The organism is Streptomyces sp. YS415 (genome assembly GCF_023544665.1).
Lineage (GTDB): Bacteria > Actinomycetota > Actinomycetes > Streptomycetales > Streptomycetaceae > Streptomyces.
Map to the genome: position 1 here is coordinate 276,027 of NZ_JAMJFL010000001.1, position 15,656 is coordinate 291,682.

At 71.4% G+C, this 15,656-nt stretch carries 12 protein-coding genes; 6 read left to right on the plus strand and 6 right to left on the minus strand.

Annotated features, from left to right (window positions below; translation table 11 throughout):
• Window positions 1-91: 91 nt before the first annotated feature.
• The gene (ileS, locus tag M8H82_RS01245) at window positions 92-3,238 is read right to left on the minus strand and encodes an isoleucine--tRNA ligase (protein WP_250070384.1); all 3,147 of its coding nucleotides are present in this window, start codon (window positions 3,236-3,238) and stop codon (window positions 92-94) included.
• A 598-nt stretch (window positions 3,239-3,836) separates the two neighbouring features.
• Here ileS and M8H82_RS01250 point away from each other — a divergent pair.
• The 5 genes from M8H82_RS01250 (at window position 3,837) to M8H82_RS01270 (ending at window position 9,177) form a co-directional block, all read left to right on the plus strand.
• A complete protein-coding gene (locus M8H82_RS01250) occupies window positions 3,837-5,387 on the plus strand; it encodes a TraR/DksA C4-type zinc finger protein (protein WP_374211611.1) in 1,551 nt (516 codons plus the stop codon).
• A gap of 61 nt (window positions 5,388-5,448) precedes the next feature.
• Window positions 5,449-6,048 (plus strand): signal peptidase II, encoded by a 600-nt coding sequence (lspA, locus tag M8H82_RS01255; RefSeq protein WP_250070385.1) that lies wholly within the window; start codon window positions 5,449-5,451, stop codon window positions 6,046-6,048.
• A gap of 43 nt (window positions 6,049-6,091) precedes the next feature.
• Window positions 6,092-7,036, plus strand: coding sequence for an RluA family pseudouridine synthase (locus M8H82_RS01260; RefSeq protein WP_250070386.1), 945 nt, complete (start codon window positions 6,092-6,094; stop codon window positions 7,034-7,036).
• Window positions 7,033-7,503, plus strand: coding sequence for a GNAT family N-acetyltransferase (locus M8H82_RS01265; protein WP_250070387.1), 471 nt, complete (start codon window positions 7,033-7,035; stop codon window positions 7,501-7,503). Before M8H82_RS01260 ends, M8H82_RS01265 begins: the two co-directional genes overlap by 4 nt.
• A gap of 87 nt (window positions 7,504-7,590) precedes the next feature.
• Window positions 7,591-9,177: a Na+/H+ antiporter gene (locus M8H82_RS01270; protein ID WP_250070748.1), complete on the plus strand. Its 1,587-nt coding sequence runs from the start codon at window positions 7,591-7,593 to the stop codon at window positions 9,175-9,177.
• Between the two features lie 18 nt (window positions 9,178-9,195).
• Here the strand turns inward: M8H82_RS01270 and M8H82_RS01275 are convergent, their stop codons facing one another.
• Window positions 9,196-10,308, minus strand: a complete 1,113-nt coding sequence (locus M8H82_RS01275) for a mechanosensitive ion channel family protein (protein WP_250070388.1) — start codon at window positions 10,306-10,308, stop codon at window positions 9,196-9,198.
• Window positions 10,309-10,403: 95 nt separating this feature from the next.
• Here M8H82_RS01275 and M8H82_RS01280 point away from each other — a divergent pair, with 95 nt between their 5' ends.
• Entirely contained in the window at window positions 10,404-10,997 is a 594-nt protein-coding gene (locus M8H82_RS01280; protein ID WP_250070389.1) for a dienelactone hydrolase family protein, read from the plus strand.
• On the opposite strand, the gene M8H82_RS01285 is transcribed toward M8H82_RS01280, so the two are convergent.
• The 4 genes from M8H82_RS01285 to M8H82_RS01300 form a co-directional block, all read right to left on the minus strand.
• On the minus strand, window positions 10,979-11,974 hold the full coding sequence (locus M8H82_RS01285) for a zinc metalloprotease (protein WP_250070390.1): 996 nt from the start codon (window positions 11,972-11,974) through the stop codon (window positions 10,979-10,981). The genes M8H82_RS01280 and M8H82_RS01285 overlap by 19 nt on opposite strands.
• Window positions 11,975-12,195: 221 nt before the next feature.
• The gene (locus M8H82_RS01290) at window positions 12,196-13,857 is read right to left on the minus strand and encodes an alkaline phosphatase D family protein (protein WP_250070391.1); all 1,662 of its coding nucleotides are present in this window, start codon (window positions 13,855-13,857) and stop codon (window positions 12,196-12,198) included.
• 98 nt (window positions 13,858-13,955) lie between these two features.
• On the minus strand, window positions 13,956-14,795 hold the full coding sequence (locus M8H82_RS01295; RefSeq protein WP_250070392.1) for a thioredoxin domain-containing protein: 840 nt from the start codon (window positions 14,793-14,795) through the stop codon (window positions 13,956-13,958).
• Window positions 14,796-14,862: 67 nt separating this feature from the next.
• Window positions 14,863-15,558: a hypothetical protein gene (locus M8H82_RS01300; protein WP_250070393.1), complete on the minus strand. Its 696-nt coding sequence runs from the start codon at window positions 15,556-15,558 to the stop codon at window positions 14,863-14,865.
• Window positions 15,559-15,656 lie beyond the last annotated feature (98 nt).

The window sequence follows — 15,656 nt, forward strand, 5'->3', positions numbered from 1 at the left end:
CGGGGCTCGCCCCTTTTACTCGCGTTGACGGCTCCGGGGCACGAGCAAGGGCCCGGCCCCCGCTGGGGGGACCGGGCCCTTGTGCGCCGGGTTACGCCTTGCGCAGGCGGAACGTCAGCGACAGCCCCTCGTCGGTGAAGGCGGAGCCGTAGCCGGCGTCCGCCTCGCCCTGGGCGAAGTCCGTCGACAGGACCTCGTCGGCGATGAGGTCCGCGTGCTCCGACAGGGCCGCGACCGTCGCCGGGTCCGTCGCCGTCCAGCGCAGGGCGATCCGGTCGGCCACGTCGAGGCCGCTGTTCTTGCGGGCCTCCTGGATCAGGCGGATCGCGTCACGGGCCAGGCCCGCGCGGCGCAGCTCCTCGGTGATCTCCAGGTCCAGGGCGACCGTCGCGCCCGAGTCGGAGGCGACCGACCAGCCCTCGCGCGGGGTCTCGGTGATGATCACCTCGTCCGGGGCGAGGGCGATCGTCTCACCGTCGACCTCGACCGACGCCGTGCCCTCGCGCAGGGCCAGCGAGAGCGCGGCCGCGTCGGCGTTCGCGACGGCCTTCGCCACGTCCTGGACGCGCTTGCCGAACCGCTTGCCCAGGGCCCGGAAGTTGGCCTTCGCGGTGGTGTCCACCAGGCTGCCGCCGACCTCGGAGAGAGACGCCAGCGACTCGACGTTCAGCTCCTCGGTGATCTGGGTGTGCAGCTCGGGGCTGAGGGCGCCGAAGCCGGTCGCCGCGACCAGCGCGCGCCGCAGCGGCTGCCGCGTCTTGACCCCCGACTCCGCACGCGTGGCCCGGCCGAGCTCCACGAGCCGGCGGACCAGGACCATCTGCTTCGACAGCTCCGGGTCGATCGCGGAGAGGTCGGCCTCCGGCCAGGAGGCCAGGTGCACCGACTCGGGCGCGTCCGGGGCGACCGGGACGATCAGGTCCTGCCAGACCCGCTCGGTGATGAACGGGGTCAGCGGGGCCATCAGCTTGGTGACCGTCTCGACGACCTCGTGCAGGGTGCGCAGCGCGGCCTTGTCGCCCTGCCAGAAGCGGCGCCGCGAGCGGCGGACGTACCAGTTCGACAGGTCGTCGACGAACGCCGAGAGCAGCTTGCCGGCCCGCTGGGTGTCGTACGCCTCCAGGGACTGGGTCACCTGGTCGGTGAGCGCGTGGAGTTCGGACAGCAGCCAGCGGTCCAGGACCGGGCGGTCGGCCGGGGCCGGATCCGCCGCGGAGGGCGCCCAGTTCGACGTACGGGCGTACAGGGCCTGGAAGGCCACCGTGTTCCAGTACGTGAGGAGGGTCTTGCGGACGACCTCCTGGATCGTGCCGTGGCCCACGCGGCGGGCCGCCCACGGGGAGCCGCCGGCCGCCATGAACCAGCGCACCGCGTCGGCGCCGTGCTGGTCCATCAGCGGGATCGGCTGGAGGATGTTCCCCAGGTGCTTGGACATCTTGCGGCCGTCCTCGGCGAGGATGTGGCCGAGGCAGACGACGTTCTCGTAGGAGGACTTGTCGAAGACGAGGGTGCCGACCGCCATCAGCGTGTAGAACCAGCCGCGGGTCTGGTCGATGGCCTCGCTGATGAACTGTGCCGGGTAGCGGGACTCGAACAGTTCCTTGTTCTTGTACGGGTAGCCCCACTGCGCGAACGGCATCGAACCCGAGTCGTACCAGGCGTCGATGACCTCCGGAACGCGCGTGGCCGTCCTGGCGCACTGCGGGCAGTCGAAGGTGACGTCGTCGATGAACGGGCGGTGCGGGTCGAGGGCCGACTGGTCGGTGCCGGTCAGCTCGGTGAGCTCCGCGCGGGAGCCGACGACCGTGAGGTGGTCCTCCTCGCAGCGCCAGATCGGCAGCGGGGTGCCCCAGTAGCGGTTGCGGGACAGCGCCCAGTCGATGTTGTTGTTCAGCCAGTCGCCGAAGCGGCCGTGCTTGACCGTGTCCGGGAACCAGTTGGTGTTCTCGTTCTCCTGGAGGAGACGGTCCTTCACCGCCGTGGTGCGGATGTACCAGGACGGCTGCGCGTAGTAGAGGAGCGCGGTGTGGCAGCGCCAGCAGTGCGGGTAGCTGTGCTCGTACGGGATGTGCCGGAAGAGGAGGCCGCGCTGCTGCAGGTCCTCGGTGAGCTTTTCGTCCGCCTTCTTGAAGAAGACGCCGCCGACCAGGGGGACGTCCTCCTCGAAGGTGCCGTCCGGGCGGACGGGGTTCACCACGGGCAGGCCGTAGGCGCGGCAGACCTTGAGGTCGTCCTCACCGAAGGCGGGGGACTGGTGGACCAGACCCGTGCCGTCCTCGGTGGTGACGTAGTCGGCGTTGACCACGTAGTGGGTTCCGCCGTCGGTCTCGGGGAATTCGATCAGCTCGAAGGGGCGCCGGTAGGTCCAGCGCTCCATCTCGGCGCCGGTGAAGGACTCGCCGGTGGTCTCCCAGCCCTCGCCAAGGGCCTTGTCGACGAGCGGCTCGGCGACGACGAGCTTCTCCTCGCCGTTGGTCGCGACGACGTAGCTGACCTCGGGGTGGGCCGCCACGGCCGTGTTGGACACGAGGGTCCAGGGCGTCGTCGTCCAGACCAGCAGCGCGGCCTGGCCGGCCAGCGGACCGGAGGTGAGCGGGAAACGGACGTACACGGACGGGTCGACGACCGTCTCGTAGCCCTGCGCCAGCTCGTGGTCGGACAGGCCGGTGCCGCAGCGCGGGCACCAGGGCGCGACCCGGTGGTCCTGGACCAGCAGGCCCTTGTTGAAGATCTCCTTCAGCGACCACCAGACGGACTCGATGTACTCGGGGTCCATCGTGACGTAGGCCTCTTCGAGGTCGACCCAGTAGCCCATGCGGGTCGTCAGCTCGGCGAAGGCGTCGGTGTGGCGCAGCACGGAGTCCCGGCACTTGGCGTTGAACTCGGCGATGCCGAACGCCTCGATGTCCTTCTTGCCGCTGAAGCCGAGCTCCTTCTCGACCGCCAGCTCCACCGGGAGGCCGTGGCAGTCCCAGCCGGCCTTGCGGGCCACGTGGTAGCCGCGCATGGTGCGGAAGCGGGGGAAGACGTCCTTGAAGACGCGGGCCTCGATGTGGTGGGCGCCCGGCATGCCATTGGCGGTGGGCGGGCCCTCGTAGAACACCCACTCGGGGCGGCCCTCGGACTGCTCCAGGCTCTTGGCGAAGATCTTCTGCTCGCGCCAGAAGTCGAGCACCGCGTGTTCGAGCGCGGGCAGGTCGACCTGGGCGGGCACCTGGCGGTACGTCGGCTGTGTCATCAGCGGGCTTCCTCCGGCGGACTTGCTGCCTTCCGTCCGGAGGGACGAGAGCTACGTCTGTCGTTGCGCCGTCTTCGGCGCGCTCCCGCGGTACCACCCTCCTTGGCCCGCCGACGCGTGGTGTGCCTCGGTGAGCCCCCTCATTGGGGTCGCGATGCCGGGTCTACTGGCCCTTGCGGGGCGTTCTTCCGGCGGCTCCGGGGTGATCTTCACGTCGCGCTCGCCCCCGGGCTTCCACCGTCCCCGGGTCGCTCTGGGCTGCGTACGCCGCTACTCGTCCCCATCCACGCTTCTCGCTGCGCCCAGTGTACGGCGCCGCGAGGACAGCGGCCGACCGGTTTTCCGGCGTCCCGGGGCGGGGGCCGGGGGTGGCCTGCGGTGACCCGAATGGCGAGGTGCCCGGGTTCGGGTTCCGGGACGCCCGGCCCGGCGGATTACCCGGCGGGGAGCTGGGCAATACGCATGCAGGTCGGCCGCGCGGCATCCGCGAGGCGGGCGAATCGGGCGGTGTGCCCCATTGCCGCGGGACTCAAGTCGATTTATCGTCCCAGCACGATTCGCGAGCAAGATCACAATATGTGAAGGGGCCGCGGCCATGGTGGCGAAGAAGACCGCCGTACAGCAGTCGGCGTCCGGCAGGGCCACGGGAGCCTCCGGCGGTGCGGCCAAGGATGTGAACGGGAAGAAGAGCACGCGGGGGGCGTCCGCCGGGCGGTCCGGGGAGGCTCCCAAGCCGGTGAGGACGGTGCGGGGGGACGGCGCCGACGAGGGCACGGGCCCGGAGGGGAAGAAAGCCGCGAAGAAGGCCGTGGCGACGAAGAGCACGGCCAGGAAGAGCGCCGCCGAGAAGACGGCCGCCAAGAAGACGGCCGCCAAGAGGGCGACGACTTCGCGGGCGGCGCCGGAGATGCGGGCGGCCGAGGACCGGACGGCCGAGGAGCGGACGGCCGAGGAGGGGGTGGCCGAGGAGGGGGCGGCTGCGCGGAAGACGGCGGGTGCGGGGAAGACGGCGGGTGAGGAAAAGGCGGCTGCCGGGAAGACGGGGGGCCAGGAGGGCGCGGCTGCGGGGAAGACGGCGCGCCAGGAGGGAGCGGCTGCCGGGAAGACGGCGGGTGAGGGGGCGCCGGAGAGACCGGCGGCCAAGAAGGCGGCCGCGAGGAAGACCGCCGTGAAGAAGACGGCGGCCAAGAAGGCGACGGCGAAGAAGACGGCCGGCAAGAAGGCCGTAGCGAAGAAGACCGCGGCCGAGGGGACCGTGGCCGAAGAGGCGGTGGCCGAGGTGGCGTCGGCCAGGAAGGTGTCGGCCGGGAAGAGGGCCGGCGGGAAGGCTGCGGCGGATAAGGCGTCGGCTGGGGAAGCCGTGGCTGGGAAGTCCGCGGCGAAGGCACCGGCCGGGGACGTTGTGGCCGGGAGGAGTGCCGGCGGGAAGTCCGCGGCGGAGAAGGTGCCGGCTGGGGAAGTTGTGGCTGGGAAGGGTGTCGGCGGGAAGGCTGCGGTGGGGGAGGAGGGGGCCGGGGCTGCCGTTCAGGGGGGCGCCGGTGGGGAGGTCGCAGGTCGGGAGCGTGCCGCGGGTGCGGGCGCCGAGGGCAGCTCCAAGAGGAGCGCGGCCAGGAAGAGTACGGCCAAGAAGGCGGGCGCGGCCGAGGCCGCGGAGCAGACGGGAGCCACGACAGTGGTTGCGAAGAAGACTCCTGGCACGGCCACGGCGGCCACGACCGCCGTTCCCAAGGCGCGGGTCGCCGCGGCGGAGCCCGGCGAGCTCGCGGTGCGCCCCGGTGAGGACCCCTGGACCCCGGAGGAGGTCGAGGAGGCGCGCACCGAGCTGCTGACCGAGGGGGAGCGGCTCAGGAACGAGCTCACCTCCTCCGAGCAGGCGCTCGCCGGACTGATGCGTGACTCCGGGGACGGCGCCGGCGACGACCAGGCCGACACCGGCACGAAGAACATCACGCGGGAGAACCAGCTGGCGCTCGCCGCCAACGCGCGGGAGATGCTCACCCAGACCGAGCGCGCCATGGAGCGGCTGGACGCGGGCACCTACGGTCTGTGCGAGAACTGCGGCAAGGCGATCGGCAAGGCCCGTATGCAGGCCTTCCCGCGCGCGACGCTGTGCGTGGAGTGCAAGCAGAAGCAGGAACGCCGGTACTGAGGGCCCGGTCGGGCGTGCCGTACCCTCGTCCTCAGTCAGGTACCTAGGTTGAGGGACTCACGTGGCAGAGGCGGAGCGCGTCATCGGTACGCCGGAATCCCCGGACGGGGCTGAGGCCGAGCCGGAGCAGTCGTCCGGTGCGCAGGAGCAGGACGGCGGCGCGGCGCGGTCCAGGGGCAAGCGGCGGATCGCCGTGCTGTTCGCGGTGGCCGCGGTCGCGTACGCCCTCGACCTGATCAGCAAGATGATCGTGGTGGCGAAGCTGGAGCACCACGAGCCCGTCGAGATCATCGGGGACTGGCTGAGGTTCGAGGCGATCCGCAACGCCGGCGCCGCCTTCGGCTTCGGCGAGGCCTTCACCGTGATCTTCACGGTGATCGCGGCGGCCGTGATCGTGGTGATCGCCCGGCTCGCCCGCAAGCTCTACAGCCTGCCCTGGGCCATCGCGCTGGGCATGCTGCTGGGCGGGGCGCTGGGCAATCTCACCGACCGGATCTTCCGCTCGCCGGGTGTCTTCGAGGGCGCGGTCGTGGACTTCATCGCGCCCAAGCACTTCGCCGTGTTCAACCTCGCGGACTCGGCGATCGTGTGCGGCGGCATCCTGATCGTGCTGCTGTCCTTCAAGGGCCTCGACCCGGACGGCACCGTCCACAAGGACTGAGCGCGCGGTCGGGACTGTCTCACCCGTCCGGCATACTCGACGGGTGAGCACGATTCCCGAGATCCGTACCCTGCCCGTGCCGGACGGCCTGGAGGGCGAGCGCGTCGACGCCGCCATCTCCCGCATGTTCGGCTTTTCCCGTACCAAGGCCGCGGAGCTCGCCGCGGCGGGCAAGGTGCTCGTCGACGGCACGGTGGTCGGCAAGTCCGAGCGGGTGAGCGGCGGCGCCTGGCTGGAGGTCGAGATGCCGCAGGCGCCCGCGCCGGTGCAGGTGGTGGCCGAGCCGGTCGAAGGCATGGAGATCGTGCACGACGACGACGACGTGGTCGTGATCGTCAAGCCGGTGGGCGTCGCCGCGCATCCGTCGCCGGGCTGGACCGGGACGACCGTGATCGGCGGTCTCGCCGCCGCCGGGTACCGGATCTCGACGTCCGGTGCCGCCGAGCGGCAGGGCATCGTGCACCGGCTCGACGTCGGTACGTCGGGGCTGATGGTCGTCGCCAAGTCCGAGCGCGCGTACACCTCGCTCAAGCGCCAGTTCAAGGAGCGCACGGTCGACAAGCGCTACCACACGCTGGTCCAGGGGCACCCCGACCCGACCAGCGGCACCATCGACGCCCCCATCGGCCGGCACCCCAACCACGACTACAAGTGGGCGGTCACGGCCGAGGGCAAGGCGTCCGTCACGCACTACGACCTCATCGAGGCGTTCCGCGCGGCCTCCCTGCTCGACGTGAAGCTGGAGACCGGCCGCACCCACCAGATCCGCGTCCACATGGCCGCCCACCGGCACCCCTGCGTCGGCGACCTGACCTACGGCGCCGACCCCACCCTCGCCAAGCGCCTGGGGCTGACCCGGCAGTGGCTGCACGCGGTCCGGCTCGGCTTCGAGCACCCCGGGGACGGGCAGTGGGCGGAGTTCTCCTGCGAGTACCCCGACGACCTTCAGCAGGCCCTGGACAAGGTGCGCGAGGAGACCTACGCATGACCCCCGAGCCCTACGCCGTGCGCGTCGCCTCCGAGGCCGCCGACCGCGAGGCGTGCTTCGCGGTGCGCCGGGAGGTCTTCGTCGGCGAGCAGGGGGTGCCCGAGGAGGTGGAGTACGACGCCTACGACGCCGTAGCGGTGCATGTGCTGGCCGTGCGGGCGGACGGGCTGCCGATCGGGGCCGGGCGCCTGCTGTTCGGCGAGGCCGCCGCGGCGAAGGTCGGCGGCGACCCGTCCGTGGGCTCGCTCGGGCGGCTCGCGGTGACCAAGGCGGCGCGCGGTCTGGGCGTCGGGGTGGCGCTGGTGCGGGCCATCGAGGACGCGGCACGCGCGCGGGGACTGCGGGCGGTGGATCTGCACGCCCAGACCCAGGCGCTGGGGTTCTACGAGCGGCTGGGGTACGAGGCGTACGGGCCCGAGTTCGCCGACGCGGGGATCGCGCACCGGGCGATGCGGCGCGCGGTGTAGTCACCGGCCCGAAAGCGCTGGTGGGGGCGGGGGCGTGGCAGGCTGGGGGCCTGCCCTGTGGACGCCGACCTCGCCGGAGCGCTGACCGTGGACCAGTTGGCCCTGTTGTTCGTGCTGTTGCTCGGGGCCGTGGTGAGTGTCCCGGTGGGGGAACGGCTCGGCCTGCCGGCGCCGGTGCTGATGACGCTGCTCGGGATCGTGCTGGCCCTGCTCGAGTTCGTGCCCAATGTCGAGGTGCCGCCCGACCTGATCCTGCCGTTGCTGCTGCCGCCGCTGCTGTACGCCGCGGTGCGGCGGACCTCCTGGCGGCAGTTCGCCGCCAATGTGCGGCCGATCTTCCTGCTGGCCGTGGCGCTGGTGTTCGTGACGACCGTGTGCGTGGCCGTCGTGGCCGGCGCGATCATTCCCGGGCTGCCCGTCGCCGCCGCCGTCGCGCTGGGCGCGCTGGTCGCGCCGCCCGATCCCGTCGCCGCCACCGCCGTGGCGAGCCGGCTCGGGCTGCCGCGTCGGCTGGTGTCCATCCTGGAGGGCGAGGGCCTCTTCAACGACGTCACCGCGATCGTGCTGTACCACGTGGCCATCGCGGCCGTCGTCAGCGGCACGTTCTCGTTCTGGCAGGCCGGGCTCGATCTGGTGCTCTCCGCCGTGGTGGCGCTGATCGTCGGGCTCGTCCTGGGCTGGGGCGCGAACCGGCTGATGGACCTGCTCGGGGACGCGACCCTGCAGATCGGCCTGACGCTGCTGGTGCCGTACGCCGCCTACGTGCTGGCGGAGGAGCTGCACGGGTCCGGGGTGCTGGCCGTGCTGACCGCCGCGCTGTTCCTCGCCGAGTACGCCACCGACGCCGACGACGTGATGACCCGGCTCGCCGGGCACACCTTCTGGGGCGTCGTCGACACCCTGGTCACCGGTGTGGCCTTCGGGCTGATCGGCCTGGAACTGCACAACGCCCTGCGCACGGCCTCCGGGCGGTGGGGCGAGCTGCTGGGGTGGGCGGGGGCCGTCGTGGCCGTGGTCGTCCTGGTACGGCTGCTGTGGCTGCTGCCGGCCACCTGGCTGACGAAACGACTGCACGCCCGGCGGGACCACGACGAGGACATCCCGACGAGCTGGCGGGAGACCGTGGTCATGTGGTGGTCGGGGATGCGGGGGGTGGCGTCGGTGGCGCTGGCACTGGCGATCCCGCTGAAGGTGGACGACGGGTCCGCGTTCCCCCACCGGGACGAGATCGTGTTCATCGCGTTCGGGGTGATCATGGGAACCCTGGTGCTGCAGGGGCTGACCCTGCCGTGGCTGGTGCGGCGGCTCGGGGTGCGGGCGGACACGGCACGCGAGAAGGAGTTCGAGAAGGCGCTGGCCGTGCGGGCGGCGAAGGCGGCCAAGCGCAGGCTCCGGGAGATCGAGTCGGTGGAGGAACTGCCGGACGAGCTGTCCGAGCAGATGCTGCGGCGGGCCTACGACATCGGTGTGCGGATCAGTCCGGACATGGGGGAGGAGGAGCGGCGAGAGGCCCAGGAGCAGCGGGTGCGGCGCCTGAAGCGGGTGCGGCGGATCCAGGGGGAGATGCTGAGCGCCGCGCGGCACGAGGTGCTGGCGGCGCGGAGCGAGCCGGGGGCGGATCCCGAGGTGGTGGACCGGGTGCTGCGGCATCTGGATGTGCGCAGCCTGCGGTGACCCGCCCCCGGCGGCGCCTCAGCGGCCCGCCCGGGGCGTTTCGTGCACGCGCCGGGGCCGTACGCCGTCCGGCGAGCGGGTCGGGGCGGGCAGGCCCGGCGGGAGGGCGGCGTCCGCCGTGTTGACCCGGGGCAGGGCGTGCGGGTAGGCCGTGGTCAGCCACTTGATCATCTGCTCGCGGACCGTGACCCGTACCGTCCAGATGTCGTCCGCGTCCTTCGCCGTCACCAGCGCCCGCACCTGGATGGTGCTCGGCGTGCTGTCCGTCACCGACAGGTCGCAGGCCCGTCCGTCCCAGGCGGGGCAGACGCGCAGGATGTCGCGGAGCTTCTCGCGCATCAGCTCCACCGGCGCCGAGTGGTCCAGGTGCCAGTAGACGATGCCGGTCATCTGGGCGCCGCCCCGGGACCAGTTCTCGAAGGGCTTGGACGTGAAGTAGGACACGGGCATCGTGATGCGGCGCTCGTCCCAGGTGCGGACGGTGAGGAAGGTCAGCGTGATCTCGTCGACCGTGCCCCACTCGTCGTCCACCACGACCGTGTCCCCGATGCGCACCATGTCACCGAAGGCGATCTGGAACCCGGCGAACATGTTGCTCAGCGTCGACTGGGCGGCCACACCCGCCACGATGCCGAGGATGCCCGCCGAAGCCAGCAGGGAGGCGCCGGCCGCGCGCATCGCCGGGAACGTCAGCAGCATCGCGGCCACCGCGACCACGCCGACGACGGCCGCCACCACCCGTGTGATGAGCGTCACCTGCGTCCGCACGCGCCGGACCCGGGCCGCATCGCGGTGGACGCGGGCGTAACGGGTGTAGGTCGTCTCGACGATCGCCGCCGCGATCCGGATCACCAGCCACGCCGCCGAACCGATCAGCACCAGCGTCAGCACCTGGCCGATCCCGACCCGGTACTCCTGAAGCACGCGCGCCGAGTCCCAGGACCCTCTCAACAGCGCCGCGCACAGCAGCAGCTGGTAGGGGATGCGACCTCGGCGCAGCAGCCCCCACAGGGGCGTCTCGGGGTGCCGTTGGTCGGCCTTGCACAGCAGCCGGTCGGTGGCCCACCCGATGAGCAGGGTGAGCAGGACCGAGCCGCCGATGACGATCAGTGGGCGGAGTACGTTCTCCATGCCTTCGAACGTAACCGGATCGCCGGGGTGCTGAACATGCGGACCGGTGAGACGCCGCACACGGCACTGTCGTACCCGGCTGGCACCATGGCCTCATGAACATCATGCTCTTTCACTCGACGTTCGGTCCGCGCCCCGCGGTGGGCCGGGCCGCGGACCGGCTGCGCGAGGCCGGGCACGAGGTGTGGACGCCGGACCTCTTCGGGGGCCGTACGTTCGACGCGGTCGAGGAGGCCATGGCGTTCCAGGACGAGATCGGCAAGGACGAACTGCTCAAGCGGGCCGTGCTGGCGGCCGCCCCCTATTCGGAACGGGGCCTGGTCTACGCCGGGTTCTCGCTCGGCGCCTCCATCGCGCAGACCCTCGCCCTCGGCGACGACAAGGCGCGCGGCCTGCTGCTCCTGCACGGCACCTCCGACATCGCGGCGAACGCCTCGGCGGACGACCTGCCGGTGCAGCTGCATGTCGCCGAGCCGGACCCGTTCGAGACCGACGACTGGCTGAGCGCCTGGTACCTCCAGATGGGCAGAGCCGGCGCCGACGTGGAGATCTACCGGTACGCCGGGGCCGGTCACCTCTACACCGACCCCGGCCTGCCGGACTACGACGCCGAGGCCGCCGAGGCCACCTGGCGGGTGGCGCTCGGCTTCCTCGAGGGCCTTCAGCAGGCTCAGCCGGCCGCCCGGTAAGCCGCCCAGTTCTGCTGCATGCGCGTCACCTGGCCCGAGGTGAACTGGTACATGCAGGCGTCGTAGGTGTAGTCCATGAAGTTGTGGACCGGGTCCACGCCCGCCTTGCGGGTGCAGGTGTCCCGGCCGTCGGGGCACTCGTAGGCGGCGCTCTTCTCGGCGGCGGTGTCCTCGACGTAGTCGCCGTTGCCGTTACAGCCGCCCTGGAAGGTGTGGTACAGCCCCATCCAGTGGCCGACCTCGTGGGTGGCCGTGTCGCCCTCGTTGTAGTGGGCGGCCGAGCCGCCGGGCAGTGAGGCGTCCAGGAGGACCACACCGTCCATCGAGGGGCTGGAGTTGTAGGAGCTGGGGAAGGTGGCCCAGCCGAGCAGTCCGTCGCCGAGGTTGGCGGTGTAGACGTTGAGCGCGTTCGCGCCGCCCTCGCGCAGGGCGGACTTCATCGCCTTCTCCTCCGCCGAGCCGTAACCGACGTTGTACCAGGCGGCGTTGTCGGTGTAGTCGGTGCCGGCCAGGGTGAACTGGTAGCCGGAGTCGGTGTTCCCGGTGCCCTGGCCGGCGAACGCGGAGTTGAGCACGTTCATCTGGGCGGTGATGTCGGCGGAGCCGAGCTTGCCGGTGGTGCCGTCGTGGATGACGTGGAAGTACACCGGGATCGTGGTCGAAGCGGCGGCGGCCAGGCTGCGGTGGCCCGAGGCGGGCAGCTTGTCCAGCTTCTTGCGCAGATCCGCGTCCATCGCCTGGGCCTTGGCGGCGCTGATCTCGTTGGGCTCGGCGACGCCTTCGCCGGCGTGCCCGGGGTGGGCCTCGCGGGCCGCGGAGTGGCCGGCCTCCTCCTCGGCGCACTCGGCGGCCGGAGCCTGGGCCGCCGCGACACCCGTGGGCGCGGAGAGAGGGGAGAACATCAGGGTTCCGGCCACTACGGCGGTGCCGATGAGGCGTCTGCGCGTCGAGGGGGCTGTCCGGGCGAGTGCACGCATGCTGACTCCTGGCTGATGCGTCGGGGAGGACGGCACAGGGATCTTCCTGGCCGCCGCCCGGACATTACGTGTACATGCCTAGGTCAGCAGAGAAACGTTTCAGCCAATCGAATCTTGAACAAACAGGATGAACGGCCGTCTCCGGCGAGTGGCATGCCCGGAACTGAAGCACGGATCACACCACCCGCCGTTGGCCGAAAGTGATCGGTGAAACAGGGGTTTTACACGGGGTCGTACGTCCGCTCGACCTTCTGCGTGCCGCTGCGGGTGCGATACGAGCGGGCCCAGGACGCCGTCGCGTCGGCCTTGGTGCGGTCGGACAGGACGTAGTAATCCATCTGCGCGCGGGCGGCCGTGATGTCCAGGACGCCGAAGCCGTGGCGGTCGGTGTCGACCCAGTGGACATGGCGGTTGGCCGCCCGGATGAGCGGCGAGGCGAGTGCGGAGACCGTGCCCTCGGGGACCTTCACGATGTCGTCGAGGTTGTCGGAGGTCACCGAGGTGACCACGAACTCCGTGGCGGCCGAGGCGGACAGCGGGTACGTACCGGCGTTCACCGGCACGTCGTTGGCCCACGCCATGTGGATGTCACCGGTGAGGAACACCGTGTTGCGGATGCTGTGGGAACGCAGATGGGCGAGGAGTTCGCGGCGGTCGTCCGTGTAGCCGTCCCACTGGTCGGTGTTGAGGGCGAGGCCCTCCTTCGGCAGCCCGAGCAGCTCGGCGAGCGGCTTGAGCAGCTCAGCGGAGAGCGAGCCGATGGCGAACGGGGCGACCATCACCGAGTTGCCGACCAGGCGCCAGGTGGTGTCGGAGGACTTCAGGCCCGCCTTCAGCCAGTCGAGCTGGGCGCGTCCGGTGAGGGTGCGCTCCGGGTCGTCGACCGAGCCGTTGCCGAGGGCGGCCTGCTGCGAGCGGAAGGAGCGCAGGTCCAGCAGGGAGAGGTCGGCGAGCTTGCCGAAGCGCAGGCGGCGGTAGGTGGTGCCGGCGACGGCCGGACGGACCGGCATCCACTCGAAGTAGGCCTGCTTGGCGGCCTCCCGGCGCGCGGCATAGGGGCCCTCGGCGCCCTCGGTGTGGTTCTCGGCGCCGCCGGACCAGGCGTCGTTGGCGATCTCGTGGTCGTCCCAGATCGCCACGCACGGCGCGGTCGCGTGCAGGGCCTGCAGGTCGGGGTCGGTCTTGTAACGGCCGTGCCGGGTGCGGTAGTCGGCGAGCGTGAGGATCTCGTGCGCCGGCGCGTGCGGCCGTACGACGGTGTCGCGGGTGCCGTACTCGCCGGTGCCGTACTCGTAGATGTAGTCGCCGAGGTGCAGCCAGGCGTCCAGGTCGCCGCGGGCCGCGAGATGGCGGTACGCCGAGAAGTGGCCGGCCTCCCAGTTGGCGCAGGAGACCACGCCGAAGCGGAGGTTCGCCACGGCCGCCTCCGCCGCCGGCGCGGTGCGGGTGCGCGCCGCCGGGGAGTCGGTGCCGCCCGCGGAGAAGCGGAACCAGTAGTCGGTGGCGGGCGCGAGGCCGCGGATGTCCGCCTTGACCGTGTGGTCGGAGGCCGCCGTGGCGGTGGTGGACCCCTTGGCGACGATCTGCGTGAACGCCTTGTCCGTGGCGACGGTCCAGCTGACCTCGGTGTCCGGGCCGAGCCCGGAACCGGGTATCGCCTCGGGGACGGGGGTCACGCGGGTCCACAGCAGGACACCGTCGGGCAGCGGGTCGCCGGAGGCCACGCCGTGCAGGAAGGCGGGGGCCTCCGTGGCGGCGCGGGCCGGTATCGCGGCGGCCAGCGGGCCGGCCAGGACAGCAGTGGCCGCCGCGGCCTTGACGACCGTACGGCGGCGCGGGGCAAGGGTGTTGAGCGACTCGGGTGATCTGTATCGACTGGTCACGAGCGATCAGGTTACTGACCGGTATGCGCGAGAGCGGGCGAACTCGTAAAAGTTCGCCCGCTCTTCGTCTCGTGGTAGGCAGGTTCAGGCCGAGGGGTTCAGGCCTTGAGCGCCGCGTCCACCAGCGTGGTGAACTCCTCCACCGTCATCGGGGGGTTGCCCTGCTCCGTGGTGAGGCTCTTGCCGTCCATCACGAGGCTCGGGGTGCCGGTGACGTCGTCCTTGTTGGTGTCGAAGGTCTTCGACATGGCGAGCGCCCAGGCGTCGTAGGTGCCGTTCTGCACGGCCTTGCGGAACGCGGTGTTGCCCTTCAGGGCGTCGACACTGTCGGCGATCTCGATCAGGTAGTCGTCGTCCTTGAACTTGTCGTCCGACTCCTCGGGGTGCCACTTCGCCGAGTACAGCGCCGCCTTGTACTGCAGGAACGCCTCGTCGCCGACGTTCAGCGCGGCGCCGAGGGCGCTCATCGCGTTCTTGGAGCCCTCGCCGTTGCTGCCGACCTTGCCGTCGCCGAGCTGGTCGCCGTCGAGGAAGGTGCCGCCGACGAACTGGATCTTGTACTTGCCCTCCTCGACGTCCTTCTCGACGGTCGGGCCGACCGCCTGCTCGAAGGAGGCGCAGACTGGGCAGCGCGGGTCCTCGTAGACCTTGAGGGTCTTCTTGGCGCTGTCCTTGCCTATGACGACGGTCGTGCCGTCGGTGCCCGTGGTGTTGGCCGGGGCGACGACCTTCTCGTCCCGCACGGCCTCCCAGTGGCCGGGCTTGTTGGACTGGACGACCGCGTAGCCGATGCCGCCGGCCACCGCCAGCACACCGACGACCGAACAGGCCACCACGACCTGCCGCTTGACCTTGGCCCGCTTGGCCGCCCGCTCGCGCTCGACGCGCAGCCGCTCGCGCGCCGCCGACTTCTCGGCCTGGCTGTTCCGCTTGCTCATAGGGGTTCTCTCCATGGGAAACGCGCACAACGTGTGTGCGGAAGACATACGGGTGGACTGGTGGTGCTCAGGCGACAGCGGCCGAGCACGGCGGTCCACGCCGTCCCAGGGAGTGCACGAGGATCCGCGCACACGCGGAGGCGGTACGGCGGACGGGGCGCGGGCGGAGGCGGGTCGACCGGGGCGGCCGTACCGCCACGGCGGCGACCGCCAGCAGCAGCGGCCGGAAGGTGGTGGCCGCGACCGCCCGCACCAGCTGGGCCAGGGCGCGCTCGCCGCGGCGCAGCCAGGCGGCGGCCAGCAGGCCGACCGAGAGGTGCGCGCCGAGCAGCAGCCAGGCGGTTCCCGGGTCGGCGTGGGCGAGCAGCGTGGCGAGCCTGTCGGTGCCGGTCTTCTCGCCCACCGCGGTCAGCGCGGTGCCGACCCGGGTGCCGTCACCGCACAGCACGTCCAGGCCGACCGAGCGCAACGGGCCCGCGACGGGCCCGCCCGCGGCGCCGTAGCACACGTGCTGGCCGGTGGTGAAGACGGTGTCGGCGGCCAGCTCCAGGGGGATCAGCAGGGCGGCGATCCGGCCGAAGCCGCGCTCGCGTCCGGCCAGCGCGTAAGCGGCGGCGAACACGGTGGCGGCGACCAGGGCCACCGTGTTCAGCGGCAGCGGGACCCGGGACAGCAGCACGTGCGACGCGGTGCTGAGCGTCACGACGAGTGCCGTGAACAGCGCCGCGCGGAGCGCTCGTAGCGGGGTCCCGGATATGTCCATAGCGCGGAAGAGTCTGGCACGGAGGGCCGTAAGGGATCCCTAAAGGGTTCCTGTGAGGCCTTTCGTCAGAGGTCTTCGGTCACAGGTCTTCCGGCACA

Bases quoted from the DNA above. Each gene is read 5' to 3' on its own strand.
- M8H82_RS01295 (WP_250070392.1), bottom strand. From the start codon at position 14,795: ATGAGCAAGCGGAACAGCCAGGCCGAGAAGTCGGCGGCGCGCGAGCGG.
- M8H82_RS01285 (WP_250070390.1), bottom strand. From the start codon at position 11,974: ATGCGTGCACTCGCCCGGACAGCCCCCTCGACGCGCAGACGCCTCATC.
- M8H82_RS01275 (WP_250070388.1), bottom strand. From the start codon at position 10,308: ATGGAGAACGTACTCCGCCCACTGATCGTCATCGGCGGCTCGGTCCTG.
- M8H82_RS01265 (WP_250070387.1), top strand. From the start codon at position 7,033: ATGACCCCCGAGCCCTACGCCGTGCGCGTCGCCTCCGAGGCCGCCGAC.
- M8H82_RS01280 (WP_250070389.1), top strand. From the start codon at position 10,404: ATGAACATCATGCTCTTTCACTCGACGTTCGGTCCGCGCCCCGCGGTG.
- ileS (WP_250070384.1), bottom strand. From the start codon at position 3,238: ATGACACAGCCGACGTACCGCCAGGTGCCCGCCCAGGTCGACCTGCCC.
- M8H82_RS01300 (WP_250070393.1), bottom strand. From the start codon at position 15,558: ATGGACATATCCGGGACCCCGCTACGAGCGCTCCGCGCGGCGCTGTTC.